This is a genomic window from Streptomyces sulphureus DSM 40104, assembly GCF_000381025.1.
Classification (GTDB): Bacteria; Actinomycetota; Actinomycetes; order Streptomycetales; family Streptomycetaceae; genus Streptomyces; species Streptomyces sulphureus.
Map to the genome: position 1 here is coordinate 71,752 of NZ_KB905825.1, position 15,740 is coordinate 87,491.

Annotated in this window: 15 protein-coding genes; 8 read left to right on the top strand and 7 right to left on the bottom strand. The window is 73.9% G+C overall.

Features of this window, described 5'->3' with window-relative positions:
* Nucleotides 1-67: 67 nt before the first annotated feature.
* The 3 genes from F603_RS0127475 to F603_RS0127485 are packed head-to-tail and all read left to right on the top strand — an operon-like array spanning nt 68 to nt 3,842.
* Nucleotides 68-1,132, top strand: a complete 1,065-nt coding sequence (locus tag F603_RS0127475; protein WP_019549145.1) for a thiamine ABC transporter substrate-binding protein — start codon at nt 68-70, stop codon at nt 1,130-1,132.
* Complete coding sequence (locus F603_RS0127480) at nt 1,108-2,808, top strand: ABC transporter permease (RefSeq protein WP_245600922.1); 1,701 nt, start codon at nt 1,108-1,110, stop codon at nt 2,806-2,808. The genes F603_RS0127475 and F603_RS0127480 overlap by 25 nt, the downstream gene beginning before the upstream one ends.
* A complete protein-coding gene (locus F603_RS0127485; RefSeq protein ID WP_019549147.1) occupies nt 2,808-3,842 on the top strand; it encodes an ABC transporter ATP-binding protein in 1,035 nt (344 codons plus the stop codon). Before F603_RS0127480 ends, F603_RS0127485 begins: the two co-directional genes overlap by 1 nt.
* A 7-nt stretch (nt 3,843-3,849) precedes the next feature.
* Here the strand turns inward: F603_RS0127485 and F603_RS0127490 are convergent, their stop codons facing one another.
* Both F603_RS0127490 and F603_RS0127495 read right to left on the bottom strand, forming a co-directional pair.
* Nucleotides 3,850-5,025 (bottom strand): hypothetical protein, encoded by a 1,176-nt coding sequence (locus F603_RS0127490; RefSeq protein WP_019549148.1) that lies wholly within the window; start codon nt 5,023-5,025, stop codon nt 3,850-3,852.
* Entirely contained in the window at nt 5,007-5,780 is a 774-nt protein-coding gene (locus F603_RS0127495) for an ABC transporter ATP-binding protein (RefSeq protein WP_019549149.1), read from the bottom strand. Before F603_RS0127495 ends, F603_RS0127490 begins: the two co-directional genes overlap by 19 nt.
* Before the next feature lie 315 nt (nt 5,781-6,095).
* Here F603_RS0127495 and F603_RS0127500 point away from each other — a divergent pair, with 315 nt between their 5' ends.
* Nucleotides 6,096-7,529, top strand: a complete 1,434-nt coding sequence (locus tag F603_RS0127500) for a gamma-aminobutyraldehyde dehydrogenase (protein WP_026328767.1) — start codon at nt 6,096-6,098, stop codon at nt 7,527-7,529.
* A 563-nt stretch (nt 7,530-8,092) separates the two neighbouring features.
* Here the strand turns inward: F603_RS0127500 and F603_RS0127505 are convergent.
* Entirely contained in the window at nt 8,093-8,764 is a 672-nt protein-coding gene (locus F603_RS0127505) for a glycerophosphodiester phosphodiesterase (protein WP_019549151.1), read from the bottom strand.
* A complete protein-coding gene (locus tag F603_RS0127510; protein WP_425427024.1) occupies nt 8,761-9,849 on the bottom strand; it encodes an adenosine deaminase in 1,089 nt (362 codons plus the stop codon). Before F603_RS0127510 ends, F603_RS0127505 begins: the two co-directional genes overlap by 4 nt.
* Before the next feature lie 127 nt (nt 9,850-9,976).
* Between F603_RS0127510 and F603_RS33065 the strand changes: the two genes are divergently transcribed.
* Together F603_RS33065 and F603_RS0127520 are read left to right on the top strand one after the other, a co-directional pair.
* Entirely contained in the window at nt 9,977-10,516 is a 540-nt protein-coding gene (locus F603_RS33065) for a DUF4190 domain-containing protein (protein ID WP_026328768.1), read from the top strand.
* A 107-nt stretch (nt 10,517-10,623) separates the two neighbouring features.
* Nucleotides 10,624-11,064 carry a hypothetical protein gene (locus F603_RS0127520; RefSeq protein ID WP_019549154.1) on the top strand — a complete coding sequence of 147 codons (441 nt, stop codon included), beginning with the start codon at nt 10,624-10,626 and terminating at the stop codon, nt 11,062-11,064.
* Between the two features lie 3 nt (nt 11,065-11,067).
* Here the strand turns inward: F603_RS0127520 and F603_RS0127525 are convergent, their stop codons facing one another.
* Complete coding sequence (locus F603_RS0127525) at nt 11,068-11,712, bottom strand: response regulator (RefSeq protein WP_019549155.1); 645 nt, start codon at nt 11,710-11,712, stop codon at nt 11,068-11,070.
* The gene (locus F603_RS33070) at nt 11,709-12,956 is read right to left on the bottom strand and encodes a sensor histidine kinase (protein ID WP_051096406.1); all 1,248 of its coding nucleotides are present in this window, start codon (nt 12,954-12,956) and stop codon (nt 11,709-11,711) included. Before F603_RS33070 ends, F603_RS0127525 begins: the two co-directional genes overlap by 4 nt.
* A 190-nt stretch (nt 12,957-13,146) precedes the next feature.
* On the opposite strand from F603_RS33070, the gene F603_RS0127535 reads away from it, so the two are divergent.
* Both F603_RS0127535 and F603_RS0127540 read left to right on the top strand, forming a co-directional pair.
* Nucleotides 13,147-14,217: an ABC transporter permease gene (locus F603_RS0127535; protein ID WP_019549157.1), complete on the top strand. Its 1,071-nt coding sequence runs from the start codon at nt 13,147-13,149 to the stop codon at nt 14,215-14,217.
* Nucleotides 14,214-14,936, top strand: a complete 723-nt coding sequence (locus F603_RS0127540; protein ID WP_019549158.1) for an ABC transporter ATP-binding protein — start codon at nt 14,214-14,216, stop codon at nt 14,934-14,936. The genes F603_RS0127535 and F603_RS0127540 overlap by 4 nt, the downstream gene beginning before the upstream one ends.
* On the opposite strand, the gene F603_RS34405 is transcribed toward F603_RS0127540, so the two are convergent.
* Nucleotides 14,830-15,468, bottom strand: coding sequence for a phosphatase PAP2 family protein (locus F603_RS34405; RefSeq protein ID WP_245600923.1), 639 nt, complete (start codon nt 15,466-15,468; stop codon nt 14,830-14,832). The genes F603_RS0127540 and F603_RS34405 overlap by 107 nt on opposite strands.
* Between the last annotated feature and the right edge of the window lie 272 nt (nt 15,469-15,740).

The following is a 15,740-nucleotide window of genomic DNA, read 5'->3' on the forward strand; positions in this document are numbered from 1 at the left end:
CGTGCACGCGTCCGCAGACCCTCGAACCTCGCCCGGGTTATGCCGGGTAGGAAGTCGAAGACATCAGATGCACAGGTATGTGCGGCGCGCAGCCGCGGCCTCCACTGCTCTCGCCCTCGCACTCCTCGCGGCCTGCGGCGCCGGTTCCGGGGACGACGGGAAGACCGTGCGGCTCGTCACCCATGATTCGTTCAACGTCTCCAAGAGCGTCCTGAAGAAGTTCACCGAGCGGACCGGTTACAAGGTCGAGGTGGTCAGCGGCGGTGACGCGGGAGCCATGGTCAACCAGGCGGCGCTCAACAAGGGCAACCCGCAGGGGGATGTCCTCTTCGGCGTCGACACCGCTCTCCTCTCCCGGGCTCTGGACCAGAAGATCTTCACCCCGTACCGGGCGAAGGGCCTGGACAAGGTCCCCGAGCGCTACCGAGCCGACGACAGGAACCGGGTGACCCCTGTCGACTCGGGCGAGATCTGCGTCAACTACGACCGGAAGTACTTCGCCGAAAAGGACCTCGAACCCCCGCGCACCCTCGACGACCTGACGAAGCCCGCCTACCGGGACCTGCTCGTCACCGAGAACGCCGCCACCTCCTCGCCGGGCCTCGGCTTCCTCCTCGCCACCGTCGACGAGTACGGCGAGGACGGCTGGAACAGCTACTGGAAGAAGCTCCGCGCCAACGGCGTCGAGGTCGTGGACGGTTGGGAGCAGGCCTACAACGACCGCTTCTCCGGCTCGCGCGGCGGCAAAGGCGAGGGCGACAGGCCGCTCGTCGTCTCGTACGCGTCGAGCCCGCCGGTCGAGGTGGTCGACGCCGACCCGAAGCCGAAGCAGGCGCCGACGGGCGTGGCCCGCGAGACCTGCTTCCAGCAGGTCGAGTTCGCAGGGCTGCTCGACGGCGCCGGGAACGCCGAAGGCGGGCGGAAGCTGCTGGACTTCCTTCTCGGCAAGGAGTTCCAGGAGGACATGCCGCTCCAGATGTTCGTCAACCCCGTACGCGAGGACGCGCGGTTGCCCGAGCTCTTCACCCGGTACGGGGAGCAGGCGAAGGACCCGGCGACGATGGCGCCCGAGCGGATCGCCGACAACCACGAGCAGTGGGTCAAGGCATGGACGTCACTCGTCGTGAAGTAGTCCGGGCCAAAGGCCGGTTCGCGTCGGGGAACCTCGTGCGGCTCGGTCTGATGGCCGTCCCCTTCGTCTTCTTCGGGCTCTTCTTCGCCTACCCGGTGGCGGCGATCGTCGGCCGCGGGCTGCGGCCCGAAGGCGCCTGGGCGTTCTCGGTGCTGGGCGAGGTGCTCGCAGACCCGGCGATCGGACGGGTGCTGTGGTTCACGCTCTGGCAGGCAGCGGCCTCGACCGCGCTGACGCTGGCGCTCGGCGTGCCCGCGGCGTACGTCTTCGCGCGGCTGGAGTTCCCCGGGAAGCGGCTGTTGCGCGCGGTGCTGGTGATTCCGTTCGTGCTGCCGACCGTCGTCGCCGGCTCGGCCTTCCTCGCGCTGCTCGGCCGTGGCGGTGTGCTCGACGGCCTCTTCGGGGTGCGGCTCGACACGAGTGTCTGGGCGATCCTCGTCGCCCACGTCTTCTTCAATTTCGCGGTGGTCGTCCGCACGGTGGGCGGCCTGTGGGCGCAACTCGACCCGCGGCAGGAGGAGGCCGCCAGGGTACTCGGCGCCGGCCGGGCCGCGGCCTGGCGGCGTGTGGTGCTGCCTGCGCTCGCACCGTCGATCGGGGCCGCCTCGCTGATCGTCTTCCTCTTCACGTTCACCTCCTTCGGCATCGTGCAGATCCTCGGGGGGCCGCGGTACGCGACGCTCGAAGTAGAGATCTACCGGCAGACCGCCGACCTCTTCCAGCTCCCCACGGCCGCTGTCCTCACCCTCCTCCAACTCCTCGTCGTCGTCCTCCTCCTCGCCTGGCACGCGCGGACGGTACGGAAGCGCGAGTCGACGCTGAGCCTGGTGCCGGCCGAGCAGACGGCGCACCCTCCGCGGGGCCGCGGGCAGTGGGCGCTGCTCTGGGCGGTGCTCGGGGTGGTGGGCGTACTGGTGGTCGCCCCCCTCGCGGTCCTCGTCGAGCGGTCGTTCAACGGTCCGGACGGCTACGGCCTCACCTTCTACCGGCAGCTCTTCACCGACACGGGGAACACCACGTTCCCCGTGCCCCCGATCGCCGCCGTCGGCAACTCCCTTGCGTACGCCGCCGCTGCGACGGCGCTGGCGCTGGTCGTCGGCAGCCTCGCGGCCACGGCACTCACGGTGCGCAGGGGGGCAGGCGGCCCGGGCCGGCTGGTGCGCGGGTTCGACGCGCTGCTCATGCTTCCGCTGGGGACCTCCGCCGTCACCGTCGGGTTCGGGTTCCTCGTCGCGCTCGACGAACCGCCGCTCGACCTGCGGGAGAGCTGGCTGCTCGTGCCGCTCGCGCAGGCGCTCGTCGGGGTGCCCTTCGTCGTCCGCACGCTCCTGCCCGTGCTGCGCGCGGTCGACGTGCGCCTACGGGAGTCCGCCGCCGTCCTGGGGGCGTCGCCGCTGCGGGTCTGGCGGGAGGTGGACCTCCCCATGGTGGGCCGCTCCGCGGCGGTCGCGGCCGGGTTCGCCTTCGCGGTCTCCCTCGGCGAGTTCGGTGCCACGGTCTTCCTCGCGCGTCCGGACGCACCGACGCTGCCGGTCGCGGTCGCCCGGTTCCTCGGGCGCGCGGGCGAGGCCAACTACGGTCAGGCGATGGCGCTCAGCACCCTCCTCATGGTGGTCTGCGGAGCCACTCTGCTGGTGCTCGAGCGCGTACGCACGCACAGTGCAGGGGAGTTCTGATGCTCGAGCTCGACGGGGTGACGGTCCGCTTCGGCACGCGCACGGCGCTGGAGGAGGTGCAACTCGCCGTCGCCGAACGGGAGATCGTCTGCGTCCTGGGGCCGAGCGGCAGTGGAAAGTCGACGCTGCTGCGCGTCGTCGCCGGGCTCCAGGACCCCGAGTCCGGCGCCGTCCGGCTGGCCGGGCAGGACCAAGCGCGCGTGCCCGTGCACCGCAGGGGCGTCGGCTTGATGTTCCAGGACCAGCAGCTCTTCCCGCAGCGGGATGTCGGCGGAAACGTGGCCTTCGGGTTGCGTATGCACGGCGTCCCCGCCGAGCGCCGCGCGCGGAGGGTGGCCGAACTGCTGGGCGTCGTCGGCCTGCCGGGCGCCGAGCACCGGGCCGTCGCCTCGCTCTCGGGGGGCGAGCAGCAGCGCGTCGCGCTCGCCAGGGCGCTCGCTCCGCAGCCGCGGCTGCTCATGCTCGACGAGCCGCTCGGCCAGCTCGACCGCGGTCTGCGCGAGCGGCTGACGCGCGAACTCCGGCGGATCTTCACCGAGTTGGGCACCACCGCCCTCGCGGTCACGCACGACCAGTCGGAGGCGTTCGCGCTCGCGGACCGGGTGGTCGTGATGGAGGAGGGCCGTATCGCTCAGCAGGGGACGCCGCTCGAGGTGTGGAGGCAGCCCGCGTCGGAGTTCGTCGCGCGCTTCCTCGGCTTCGAAAACGTCGTCACCGCGACCGTGCACGGCGACGGCGTCGCCACTCCGTGGGGGAAGGCGCCCGCCCCTGCCGACTGGCCCGACGGTGAGGTCCGGTTGCTCGTCCGCCCCACGGGGGTGCGCCTCGGCCCCGCCGGGACCGGGCTGCGGTGCACGGTGGAGGCGCGGACGTTCCGCGGAGGGAGCGGCTCGACGGTGACACTGCTGCTGCGCCCGGCCGGCGGCGGGCCGCCGCTCGAAGCGTCGTGCCCGCTGGGTGAGGCGCCCGAGGAGGGCGACGTCGTCGGCGCGACCCTCGACCCGGACGAACTGGTACTGCTCGGCGGGGCGTGAGCACCGCTCAGCGGAAGGGGAAGGCCGCGAGGACGCCGACCCCCCAGGCGAGCGCGGCCAGCAGGCCGAGGAAGAGCAACGCCCGTACGGCGAAGGCGCGTCGGAGCGTGCGCCGGGGCACGCCCAGGCGGAAGAGTGCGGCGTTGGCGGGCGCCCGTCCGGAGCGTGCTTCGACGAGCGCGGTGAGGGCGCTGGCGACGATGCAGTAGACGACGAGCCCGGCACCGAGCGCCGTCAACGGACCCGAGGTCCGCCCCAGCGCGGCGGGCAACGAACCGTGCACCTCGGCCGCCGCGACGGCACCGGCGACGACGCCGCAGACGAGCCCGAGCGGCTGCCCGACGCTGCGCGCCTCGCCCTGCAGGGCCCGCCCGGCGAGCAGCCGCAGCGCGCCGGGACGCCACGACGCGAGGAGCCGCCCGCAGAGCTGGGCGAGCCCCGGCGCCACGACGGCCAGCCCCAGCACGATCAGCACCCACCCCCCGACGACGCCGACGAGCACCGCCCGCGCACCGGTGGCGCTCCGCCCCGCGTACACCTCGACCGACAGCCCGGCGGCGAGCGCCGCGACCCCCCACAGCAGCCCGGCGAGATACGGGACGGTTTCCGCGCCCGCGGCGCCGCGCGGGAGGGAGCCGGCGCCGAAGGCCGGCCCGGAGTCGGGGCGCGCGAACGGCCGCGGACGCGTCGCGAAGGCGGCCCCTGCCGCGGCCGCGGCGGGCGGCAGGCACAGAAGCGTCAGCGCTGCCGCGGAGGGGAACGGGCGGTCGGCGGCGAGGAGTTCGGCGGCGGAGCCGCCGTAGGGGAGCGAGCTGAGGCCGCCGCGCAGATGGAGGTGGAGGAGGAGTGCGAGGGCGCTGCCGAGGAGACAGGAGACGGCGGTCGAGGAGGCGGTGAGCGCGGGCAGCCTGGCGGCCCCGATGCCCGCGGCGGCGAGCCCCGAGCGTGTGCGCCCGCCCTGTTCGGTGCGGGCGACCGCGGCGGCGAGCTGGACGGTGGCGGCGAGCGGCAGGAGGCACCAGAGCAGCCCGATCGCGGCCTCTCCGCGTCTGCTCGGGTGCGCGAGCGCGTGGCTCAACTCGGCGAGGAGCAGGAAGCCGACGCCTGCCGTGGCACAGGCGAGCAGCAGCCTGCGGAGGATCGCCGCGGGGGAGGCGCCGCGGACTAGGCGAAGAGCGAGCACGCTTCGCTGCCCTCCCACTCGGGTTCTGCCTGCTCCTCCTCGCCGGGCGTGCGGCCGTCCGCGAGGGTGATGCCGCGGTCGGCGAGGGTGGCGCCGGTCGCGTCGGCGGCGGTGGCCACCGAGACGTCGTGAGTGGCGAGGACCATCGTCAGTTGCTCGGAGCGCGCGGCTGCCGTGAGGGTGCGGAGCACCTGGGCGCGGTCGGTGTCGTGGAGCGGCGCCGTCGGCTCGTCGGCGAAGAGCACCGCGGGGGTGTGGATCAGGGCGCGGACGATGGCGACCCGCTGACGCTGCACCTGGAGCAGTTCGGGCGGCCGCCGGTGGGCGCAGCCGCCGACGTCGAGCCGCTCCAGCCACTCGAGGGCCCTGGTCCTGGCGGTGCGGTGGCCGGTGCCGCGGAGGAGCAGGGGGAGGGCCGCGTTCTCCCACGCGGTGAGTTCCGGGACGAGCTGCGGGGTGCTGCCGATCCAGCCGAAGTGGTCGCTGCGCAGCCGCTCGCGCGACGCGGCGGGAAGGAGGTGCACGGCGACGCCGTCGAACCAGGTCTCGCCCGCCGTGGGTACCAACTGGCCGGCGAGGCAGCCGAGCAGCGTGGTCTTCCCGCTGCCGCGCGGCCCCGTGACGACGACGATCTCCCCCCTGGCGACGTTCAGCGAGACCCCCTGGAGCGCGGGGGAGCCGTCGTACGCGTACTGCACTCCGGAGGCCCGGAGCACGTCCTCCGGTGGGGCGTCCGTCTCCTGCGGGGTGTCCATCGGTGGCACCTCCACTCACGTGTGCTGCTGCTCTGCCGGTGGTCCGCCGATCCTGCGGCCCCCTCCCTCGCCCGGGTGAACGAGAGGCGGAGGCATCGGTCACTGGCACGGTAGGGACCGGAGGGCGGCTGCGGTGCACCATCGGCTCCGGGACGCGTGTGGTTCCACCGAACGGGGTCGCACGGTGCCCGCGGGCGGCGGCATCCGCGGTGCCCGGCCGGCCTGTTCTGTGCGGGAGTTCGGGTATGTCGAAACATCACGCCGGTGGCTAGGGTGGTGCGCCTCACCGACCGAGACGAGCAGGAGGGGCGCCACATGACCACCGAGTTGCGGCGGCTGCGGAACTACATCGACGGCGAGTACCGGGACGCCGCCGACGGACGCACCACCCTGGTCGTCGATCCCGCCAAGGGGGAGCCGTACGCGGTGGCACCGCTGTCCGGTCAGGAGGACGTGGACGCCGCGATGGACGCGGCCCGGCGGGCCTTCCCCGGCTGGCGCGACGCGACGCCCGGCACCCGCCAGCTCGCCCTGCTGCGTATCGCGGACGCCCTGGAGGCGAGGGCCGACGAGTTCCTCGCGATCGAATGCGAGAACTGCGGAAAGCCGGTGGAGCTGACGCGGCAGGAGGAGCTGCCGATGATGCTCGACCAGATCCGCTTCTTCGCAGGCGCGGCGCGGGTGCTCGAAGGGAAGGCCGCCGGCGAGTACATGGACGGGCTCACCTCGTTCGTGCGCCGGGAGCCGGTGGGGGTCTGCGCGCAGGTCGCGCCGTGGAACTATCCCGCGATGATGGCGGTGTGGAAGTTCGCGCCGGCGCTCGCGGCAGGCAACGCGGTGGTGCTGAAGCCCTCGGACACGACGCCGGCTTCGGCCGTCTGGCTCGCCGCGCTGATGGGCGAGTTCCTCCCGGCCGGCGTCTTCAACGTGGTCTGCGGTGACAGGGACACCGGCCGCGCCATGGTGGAGCACCCGGTTCCGGCGATGGCGTCGATCACCGGCTCGGTGCGGGCGGGCAAGGAGGTCGCGGGGAGCGCGGCAGCCGATCTCAAGCGCGTGCACCTGGAGTTGGGCGGCAAGGCGCCGTGCGTCGTCTTCGACGACGCGGACATCCCGGCCGCCGTCGAGGGCATCAGGGACGGCGGCTTCTTCAACGCGGGCCAGGACTGCACCGCGGCGACGCGCGTCCTCGTGCAGGGCGGCGTGTACGACGAGTTCGTCGCGGCGCTGGCGAAGGCCGCCTCCGAGGTGAAGACGGGGGACCTCGCCGACGAGGACTGCTTCTACGGTCCGCTCAACAACCCGGAGCAGTTGGCGCGCGTCGCCGGGTTCGTCGAGCGGCTGCCTGCGCACGCGAAGGTCGTGGCGGGCGGCGAGCGCGTGGGCGAGCGCGGTTTCTTCTTCGCACCGACGGTCGTCGGCGGGCTGCGGCAGGACGACGAGATCGTGCAGGACGAGGTCTTCGGCCCCGTGATCACCGTGCAGCGCTTCTCCGACGAGGAGCAGGCGGTCGAGTGGGCGAACGGCGTGGAGTACGGCCTGGCGTCGTCGGTGTGGACCTCGGACCACGGCAGGGCGATGCGGATGTCGAAGGCGCTCGACTTCGGCTGCGTGTGGATCAACACGCACATCCCGCTCGTCGCCGAGATGCCGCACGGCGGCTTCAAGAAGTCCGGGTACGGCAAGGACCTCTCGATGTACGGCCTGGAGGACTACACGCGGGTCAAGCACGTCATGACGTCGCTCTGAGCCGCCGGCCCGGCCGTCGCCCGTTCCCGGGCGGCGGCAACGGGCCGCATGCGCAAGGCAGTCGGCACGATGTCGTGACACGGCGGCGACGGTGCCGTGGCGGGGCCGGTGGTTGTCTACGGCCGTACGTCACTGTCCCTGCGTGTCCGCGAACAACCCGCATGCTCATCTTCGGCTCGTCGAGCAAGCTCGTGCGGCTCGCCATGGTCAACCTCCGCTGCGCGCACTGCGGCAACCCGTCCGCGCACGCGGTGCGCAAGCAGGTGGCCAAGTTCACGCTCTTCTTCCTCTCCCTCTCTCCGACAGCGCCGGCGACGTACCTCGCGCAGTGCACCTTCTGCGGCGCCGAGAGCGGAGAGAACGCGGGGCAGCTCCCCGTCCAGGGCCAGCAGCCCCGGAACCCGTGCACGGGCCGGCAGCCGTCCCCCGAGCATCGCCAGGTCCGAGCCGGCGGCCTCGTCGGTCGCCGCGAGGGCCGGCGGGGTCCTGCCGTCCAGCATCCCGGGCAGCAAGGACCCGCCCTCCGGCGGCAGTACCCGCAGCCGCCGCAGGGAGGCCGGCCCTCAGCCGTGCAGCAGCCGTACGAGCGCCTCGACGCGGTTGGTGGTGAGCGCGTCGACGCCCATCGAGGCGAGGCGTCGCATCGTGCGCGAGCGGTCGACGGTCCACGCGGAGACGAGCAGGCCCGCGCCGTGCGCCCGCTCGATCACGCGAGGAGTCACCAGCCCGAAGCGGTAGTTGAGCCACCGCGGACGCAGCCGCTCGACGAGGGCGTCGCGTACGGGCGCCGTCCGCTGCCAGGTGAGCGCGAGTTCGGCGTCCGGAGCGGCCTCCCGCACGGCACGCAGCGCATCGGGTGCGCCGCAGTAGTAGACGCGGTCCTCGGCGCCGGCCGCGCGGACCTCGGCGACTGCGCGTGCCGCGGCGGCCGGATCGGCGAGATCGATGAGGGTGCGTACGGAGCGCGTGGTGTCGAGCGCCTCGCCGAGGCGCGGTACGCCCCCGCCGGTGCGTCTGCGCACCTCGTCGGCGGAGACGGCGGCGACCTCGGCCGCGTACCCCCAGAGCCGCTCCAGCGTCGCGTCGTGCACCACGACGGGCACGCCGTCCGCGGTGCACCGGACGTCCAACTCCACCGCGTCGGCGCCGGCGAGGACGGCCGCGGCGAAGGCGGCGAGGGTGTTCTCGCGTGCCGTGCAGGGGGCGCCGCGGTGTGCCACGGCTGCGAGGGTCACGGTGCAGGGTGCCAGGCGTCGAGGTGTGCGCGGATCTCCTCCAGCAGGCGCCGTTTGCCGGGCTCGTCGAGGAACGAGGCCCGCACGGACTGCTCGGCGAGCGCCGCGACCCCGGGTACGTCGAGGCCGCAGAGCGCGGCTGCGATGCCGTACTCGGTGTTGAGGTCGGTGCCGAACATCGGGGGGTCGTCGCTGCCGAGCGCGATCGGGACGCCGGCCGCTGCGAGCCGCGGGAGCGGGTGCGTGGCGAGCGAGGGGACCGCGCGCGTCGCGACGTTGGAGGTCGGGCAGACCTCCAACGTCACCCCGTGGTCGACGAGTTCGGCGAGGAGGAGGGGGTCGCGCGCGGCGGCGATGCCGTGGCCGACGCGCTCCGCGCCGAGCTCGTCGACCGCGGCGCGCACCTCCTCGGGGCCGCCCGTCTCGCCCGCGTGCGGGACGCTGCGCAGCCCGGCGGCACGCGCCCGGTCGAAGTACGACTTGAACCGTGCCCGCGGGACGCCCGCCTCGGGACCGCCGAGGCCGAAGCCGACGAGTCCGTCGGGCGCGTGCTCCACTGCGGCGCGCAGCGTCTCCTCTGCGGCCTCCTCGCCCGCGGGGCCCGGGATGTCGAAGATCCAGCGCAGCACGACGCCGAACTCCGCCTCCGCTGCCTTCCGCGCGTCCTCGATCGCCTCCAGAAAGGCTCCCAGCGGAATGCCGCGGGAGGTCGAACTCGCCGGCGTCACGGTCAGTTCGGCGTACCTGATCTGCTGCCGGGCCATGTCGCGGGCGATCTCGTACGTGAGCAGGCGGAAGTCCTCGGCGTCGGTGAGGAGTTCGACCACTGAGAGGTAGACGCGGACGAAGTGCCCGAAGTCGGTGAAGGTGAAGTACTCGGCGAGCGCCGCCGGGTCCTCGGGAACCTGTGATTCGGGGTGCCGTGCGGCGAGCTGCGCGACGATGCGCGGGGAGGCGGAACCGACGTGGTGGACGTGGAGTTCGGCCTTGGGAAGCCCGGCGACGAAGGCCGCGGTCTCCGCGGACGGCGAGGGCGGACGCGGGTCGGCGGGCAAGAAGCCTCCAGGGGTGTACGGCCGGCGCACGGCCTTCGGACTGCGGGGGCACGGGCGGCCCCGGGAACATCGTAGGACCGCGGCGGAAGCCGCCGCCGATCGGTGTCGGCGGCCCTGCCTAGCATGGGGAGACGAGAGTTCAGGAGGGCAACAGACCATGTCGCACCAGCCGGGAGCACCCGGCCCCCAACAGCCGGGACCCTGGTCGGCCCCGGGCGCGGGCAAGGGCCCGCCACCGATACCCAGGGCCCCGGAGGCGCCGGGTTCCTCGCCGTACGCCGGCGCGTACGGGCAGGGACCGCAGTATCCTCAGGGGCCCGCGATGGGCCAGTACGCCTACGGACACGGCCAGTTCAGGCCGCCCCCGCCGACGGGGCAGGCGGTGGCGGCGATGGTGCTCGGCATCCTCGGCTGCGTGCTGCTTGCGTCGTGCTGGGGCGCCGCGATCGCGCTCATCACGTCCGTCATCGGACTGGTGCTCGCGGTGAAGGCGAAGCGCGGCATCGCGCGGGGCGAACTCGGGGGACAGTCGCAGGCGACGGCCGGTTTCGTGCTCAACATCATCGCGCTCGTGCTCTCCGCACTGATCGTGCTCGCCCTGGTGCTCGCCTTCACGGTCTGGCAGGACGACCTCGAGGGGTCCGACTCGGCTCCCACCTACGAAGGCCGTGCTGCCGCGGTCCTCCTCAGCGAGTGAGGGGTGCGTCGGCGTTCCCGTCGGCCCAACACGTGTAAGAAAAAGGGGACTTCGCGCTCTCTCCGGTGACACCTCCCGACGGGGGAGGTCGACGCCTGGGAGTGACCATGGAAGACGGGGGCGAAGAGGCGGCCGCTGTGCGGTGGCTGGCGACTGCGGCGCCGGACCCTGTGCGGTGCCGCGAGGAGTGGGAGCGGAACCCGCTCGGCGTGACGCTGCTGCCTGCGGGAAGCCGGTGGGACGTGCTCATCGTCGGGGCGGGGCTCGGGCGTGGTGTGCTCGAACGGCTCAGGGAGGCGCCCGTGCCCACGGGCCCGGTCCTCGCCGACTTCGGTGAGGCGCGCGTCGGGTTCTTCGTGCCGCCGGGTGCGGCCGGACCGCGACACGGGCCCGTTCGCCGCGCAGGGCAGGGGAGTTGGGTCGTCGTGCCCTACCCGGGCAGGTCGACGGGCGGTGTGCGCTGGCTCGTCCTGCCCGACGGCCTCGGCACCCTCGCCGACCCGATGCGGCTGCGGTGGGCCGTTCACCGGACGGTCGAGGCGGGGTGAGCGTCAGCTCCCGCCGCGGCGCCTCAGCAGCCCGTCCCGGGAGGCGACGGCGACGGCCGCCGTCCGCGACTCGACCTCCAACTTGGCGTAGATGTGCACCAGATGGGACTTCACGGTGGCCTGGCTGAGGTGGAGGCGGCGGCTGATCTCCAGATTGGTGAGGCCGTCGGCGACGAGTCCGAGCACCTCTGTCTCGCGGCTGCTGAGCGAGGCGCCCGGCGCGCGCATGCGATCGAGAAGGCGGTCGGCGACGGCAGGGGCGAGCGCGGAGCGGCCCGCGGCCGCCGACCGTACCGCCGCGGCGAGTTCCTCGGGCGGCGCGTCCTTGAGCAGGTAGCCGGTGGCGCCCGCCTCGATGGCGGGGAGCGTGTCCGCGTCCGATCCGTACGTGGTGACGACGAGGACGCGCGGCGAAGCGGGCAGCGCGGTGATCCGCTCCGTCGCCTCCGCGCCCGTCATGCCGGAGCCGAACTGGAGGTCCATCAGCACGACGTCGACGCCGCCCGCCGCGGCGAGCTCCACGGCACGTTCCGCGGTCTCCGCCTCGCCCGCGACGGTGAAGTCCGGCTCGCCCTCCAGCACGGCGCGCAGTCCGGCGCGGACGACGGGGTGGTCGTCCGCGAGGAGGAGTCGCACGGTCGCGTTCACGGCGTGTTCCCTTCGTCGCCGTACCAGGCTGCCGCAGCCTCCGACGTGCCCGCGCACACGGGGAGTTGGGCGGCGACGGCGGTCCCGCGCCCCTGCGAGGACTCGACGGTCAGCGTGCCTCCGAGCGCCCGCGCGCGGGCGCGCATCGCGGCGAGCCCGAAGCCGCGGTGTCCCGGTTCGGGCGGCGGCAGCGCTCCCGGGGCGAAGCCGTGCCCGTCGTCGACGACGTCCAGGGCGACGCGGTCCGGCATGTAGCTGAGGGTGACTTCGGCGGCTGATGCTCCGGCGTGCGCCACCGTGTTCGCCAGCGACGACTGCGCGATCCGCAGCAGCGCCACCTCGTGGGGGACGGGCAGCGTCCGCGGTGTCCCGGAGACGTGGAAGCGGACGGGGAGTCCGTGGCGGAGGGACGTGGTGTCGCAGAGCCGCTCCAGCGCGACCCGGAGCGAGGCGTCCTCGCCCGCGAGGTCGGGCGGTGTGAGCGCGTGGACGAAGCGGCGCGCTTCGGCGAGGTTGTCGACGGCCGCTTTGCGGGCCTGGGCGACGTACCGGCCGGCGGGCGCGCCCCCTGCGCCCTCCGGCAGTGCGCGTTCGGCGGCGCTCAGCAGCAGTTGGATGCTGGTGAGGCCCTGCGCGAGGGTGTCGTGGATCTCGCGCGCGAGGCGCTCGCGCTCGGCCGTCGCGCCCGCCGTCCGCCCGGCCTCCTCCAACTCGGCATGCGCCTCGGTGAGTTCCTGGATAAGCCGCCGGCGCTGCTCGCTCTCGCGGTAGAGCGCCTGGTACCCGAGGACCGTCGCGGCGGCGACGGCGGCACCGATGAGCGGACCGAGGAACGAGGCGAGCGACGGACCGCCGTGGTGCCAGGCGTACCCGGCGGCGGCAGCGAGCGCCGTCGCGAGGACGGCGCCGAGCGCGGGGCGCCGCGGCAGCAGGTGGAGGAGGAGGAAGTAGAGCGGGAACGCCACCCACACGCCGTCCGCCGTCAGCGCCGTGAGCGCGAGCCAGGCGGCGCCGACGCCGCCGAGCCACCCGGAAGTCGCCGGCAGCGACCGCCCGACGGCGGGCAGTACGGGGCCGAGCGCGTACACCGCGGCGACGAGAGCGGCGGCCGCGACGGTCGCGGCCGGGTGCGCTGCGTCCCCCGTCACGGCGCGGCCGGCGGCGACCGTCAGCAGACCGGCGACGAGCAGGTGCAGGCACCACTTGAGGAAGCCGGGCACGGGCGTGGGGGAGAGGGGGTTCACGGTGTCCACAGGATAGGCGGCGCGAGGTGCGGCGGCATCGATCGAAAGGTTGACCCGGTGCACCGCCCTTCGGCCGCCGAGGAGCGATCCTCGGCGCGATGCCGCGGGGTCGCGGTGCGGCCCAGCGTGGGGGCACGTCGCCGAGGACCGGCGTATGCGCCACCGACCGTCAGCACGAGAGGCCGCCCCCATGTTCGTCGCGCTCAGGGACCTGAGGTTCGCCAAGGGGCGGTTCGCCCTCATGGGGACCGTCACCGTGCTCATCGCCGCACTCGTCGGCCTGCTGTCGGGACTCACCTCCGGGCTCGCGCACCAGAACACCTCAGCCGTCACGGGGTTGCGCGCCGACCGCATCGCCTTCGGCGCCACCGACGAGGACCGCTCGTACACCGACTCGACGGTGAGCGCGGAGCAGTGGCGGCAGTGGGCGCGGGCGCCGGGTGTGGAGGCGGCCGAGCCGCTCGGCATCGCGGCGGCCAAGGCGCGCGCCGACGGTGGCACCGCCTCGGTCTCGGCCTTCGGCACCGAGCCGGGCGCCGGCATCCTGCCCGAGGGGAGCGCGCTCGCCGCTTCGGAGGTCGTGCTCTCCGAAGCGGCGGCCGAGGAGCTCGGCGCCGGGACAGGGGAGCGCGTGACGCTCGGCGGCGCCGAGTTCACCGTCACCGCCGTCACGGGGGACGACTGGTTCAGCCACACCCCCGTCGTGTGGACGACCCTCGACGACTGGCAGGGCCTCGCGCAGGGGGCCGGTGAAGGACCGCACGCCACCGTCGTCGCGCTCACGACCGACGGTGCGGACACCGCGGCAGCCGACGAGCGGATCGGCACGGACACCGTCGAGCGCGACGACTCGCTCTCCGCCATCGGCGCCTACACCTCGGAGAACGGGTCGCTCCAGCTCATGCGGGGCTTCCTCTTCGCCATCTCGGCGCTGGTCGTCGGCGCGTTCTTCACCGTCTGGACGATCCAGCGCAGGCCCGACGTCGCCGTGCTCAAGGCGCTCGGCGCCTCCACCCGGTACCTCCTCAAGGACGCGTTGGGGCAGGCGCTCGTGCTGCTCGTCGCCGGAACGGCCGTCGGTACGGGGATCGCGGCGGCCGTGGGCGCCGCCGTGGCGGGGACGGTGCCGTTCGTGCTGACGGCCGGGTCCTTGCTGGCGCCGTCCGGTGTCCTCGTCGTCCTCGGGGCGCTCGGCGCCGTGCTCGCCGTCCGTCGCATCACCTCAGTAGACCCGCTGATCGCACTCGGGAGCGCACGATGAACGCCGCAACCACCCCGACTCCCCTGCGGATGACCGACGTCACGCTCACCTACCCCGACGGGCGGGGCCGGCTCACCGCGCTCGACCGCGTGAGCCTCCGGGCCGAGGCGGGGAGCGTCACCGCAGTCGTCGGTCCTTCCGGCTCGGGGAAGTCGAGTCTCCTCGCGGTCGCCGCGACGCTGGTCACGCCGGACTCCGGAAGCGTGGAGGTCGCCGGCGAGGAGACCGCGGGACGCGGTGCCGCCGCGCTGACCCGGCTGCGGCGCTCCCGGGTCGGCATCGTCTTCCAGCAGCCGCACCTGCTCGCCTCGCTCACTGCCCGCGAGCAACTCCAGGTCATGGCCGACCTGGAGGGGCGGAGCCCGAGGTCCGCGAAGGGGCGCGCGGAGGAGCTCCTCGCCGCCGTGGGTCTTGAGGGCGAGGCGCACCGTCGCCCGCACCAGCTCTCCGGCGGGCAGCGGCAGCGCGTCAACATCGCGCGCGCCCTGATGAACGACCCGGACCTGCTCCTCGTCGACGAGCCCACGAGCGCCCTCGACCGGGGGCGCGGGGCCACCGTCGTCGAGCTGCTCACCGGCCTCACCCACCGGCGGGCGGTCGCGACGCTGCTCGTCACCCATGATCGGGAGCAACTCGCCGCCGTCGACCGGGTCGTGGAGGTCCACGACGGGCGGCTGCGCTCGCCGCAGCCGTCAGGACGACGGCAAGGCACCAGCTAGCGACGACGTCGAGCGGCCAGTGGTATCCACGCACGACGAGCCCGAGTCCGTTGGCGACGGTGAGAGCGGCGGCTGCCGCCCACAGGCTCCGTGCGGCGGGCCGTGCCGCCCGCGCTCCGCCGGGACCGGCGTGCGCCGCGAGGAGCAGCGCCGCGCAGCCGAAGGCGACGGCGGCGGTCGCGGCGTGCCCCGAGGGAAAGTAGCCCTCGCCGCCGAGCGGCCCGTCGCGGCCGGCCCACGCCTTGAGTCCGCTCACCACCGCCGGCACGCACGCCAGCGCCAACACGGTGCAGCACACCGGCCACCAGCAGCTCCGCGCGCGCACCAGCACCCAGCCGGCCGCCACCGCGAAGACGGGAAGGGCGACCGTCATGTTGCCCAGGTCTGCGAGGAGTTGGTAGAGGTCGCGCGCCCCGGTGTCGGCGGCGCGGAGCTCGGTGGCGAGATCGCGGTCGGGGCCGAGGAGCGGGCCGTCGGCGAGGACCTGCCAGCAGGCGACGGCGAGGAGCAGCAGGGCGGCGGCCGGTGCCACGACTCCTCGCAGAGAGACGAAAGGCCGCTCCGGGCTGTGGGGGAGTCTCCCGGAGCGGCCTCGACCGGTCTTCCGCGGGCCCAGGGGGGTGTAGGACAAGCGGTCTTCCGATCGATGAGCGGTGTGCGCGAGGGCACAGCCGGGCCGGCTGGAGAAGCGGTTGCCGACTCGACGGGCCCCTGTGATTACCGCGACCGGGGCCCTGCGTTGGCAGAAACCGTACGTCAGGAGGCCGCGCCCCGGTAGGCCGCTTACTCACCGGCCATGGGCCT

Coding starts and splice junctions, on each gene's coding strand:
- F603_RS33065 (WP_026328768.1), top strand. CDS start 9,977: ATGTCGCACCAGCCGGGAGCACCCGGCCCCCAACAGCCGGGACCCTGG.
- F603_RS0127480 (WP_245600922.1), top strand. CDS start 1,108: ATGGACGTCACTCGTCGTGAAGTAGTCCGGGCCAAAGGCCGGTTCGCG.
- F603_RS0127485 (WP_019549147.1), top strand. CDS start 2,808: ATGCTCGAGCTCGACGGGGTGACGGTCCGCTTCGGCACGCGCACGGCG.
- F603_RS0127520 (WP_019549154.1), top strand. CDS start 10,624: ATGGAAGACGGGGGCGAAGAGGCGGCCGCTGTGCGGTGGCTGGCGACT.
- F603_RS0127495 (WP_019549149.1), bottom strand. CDS start 5,780: ATGGACACCCCGCAGGAGACGGACGCCCCACCGGAGGACGTGCTCCGG.
- F603_RS0127540 (WP_019549158.1), top strand. CDS start 14,214: ATGAACGCCGCAACCACCCCGACTCCCCTGCGGATGACCGACGTCACG.
- F603_RS0127535 (WP_019549157.1), top strand. CDS start 13,147: ATGTTCGTCGCGCTCAGGGACCTGAGGTTCGCCAAGGGGCGGTTCGCC.
- F603_RS0127500 (WP_026328767.1), top strand. CDS start 6,096: ATGACCACCGAGTTGCGGCGGCTGCGGAACTACATCGACGGCGAGTAC.
- F603_RS0127475 (WP_019549145.1), top strand. CDS start 68: ATGCACAGGTATGTGCGGCGCGCAGCCGCGGCCTCCACTGCTCTCGCC.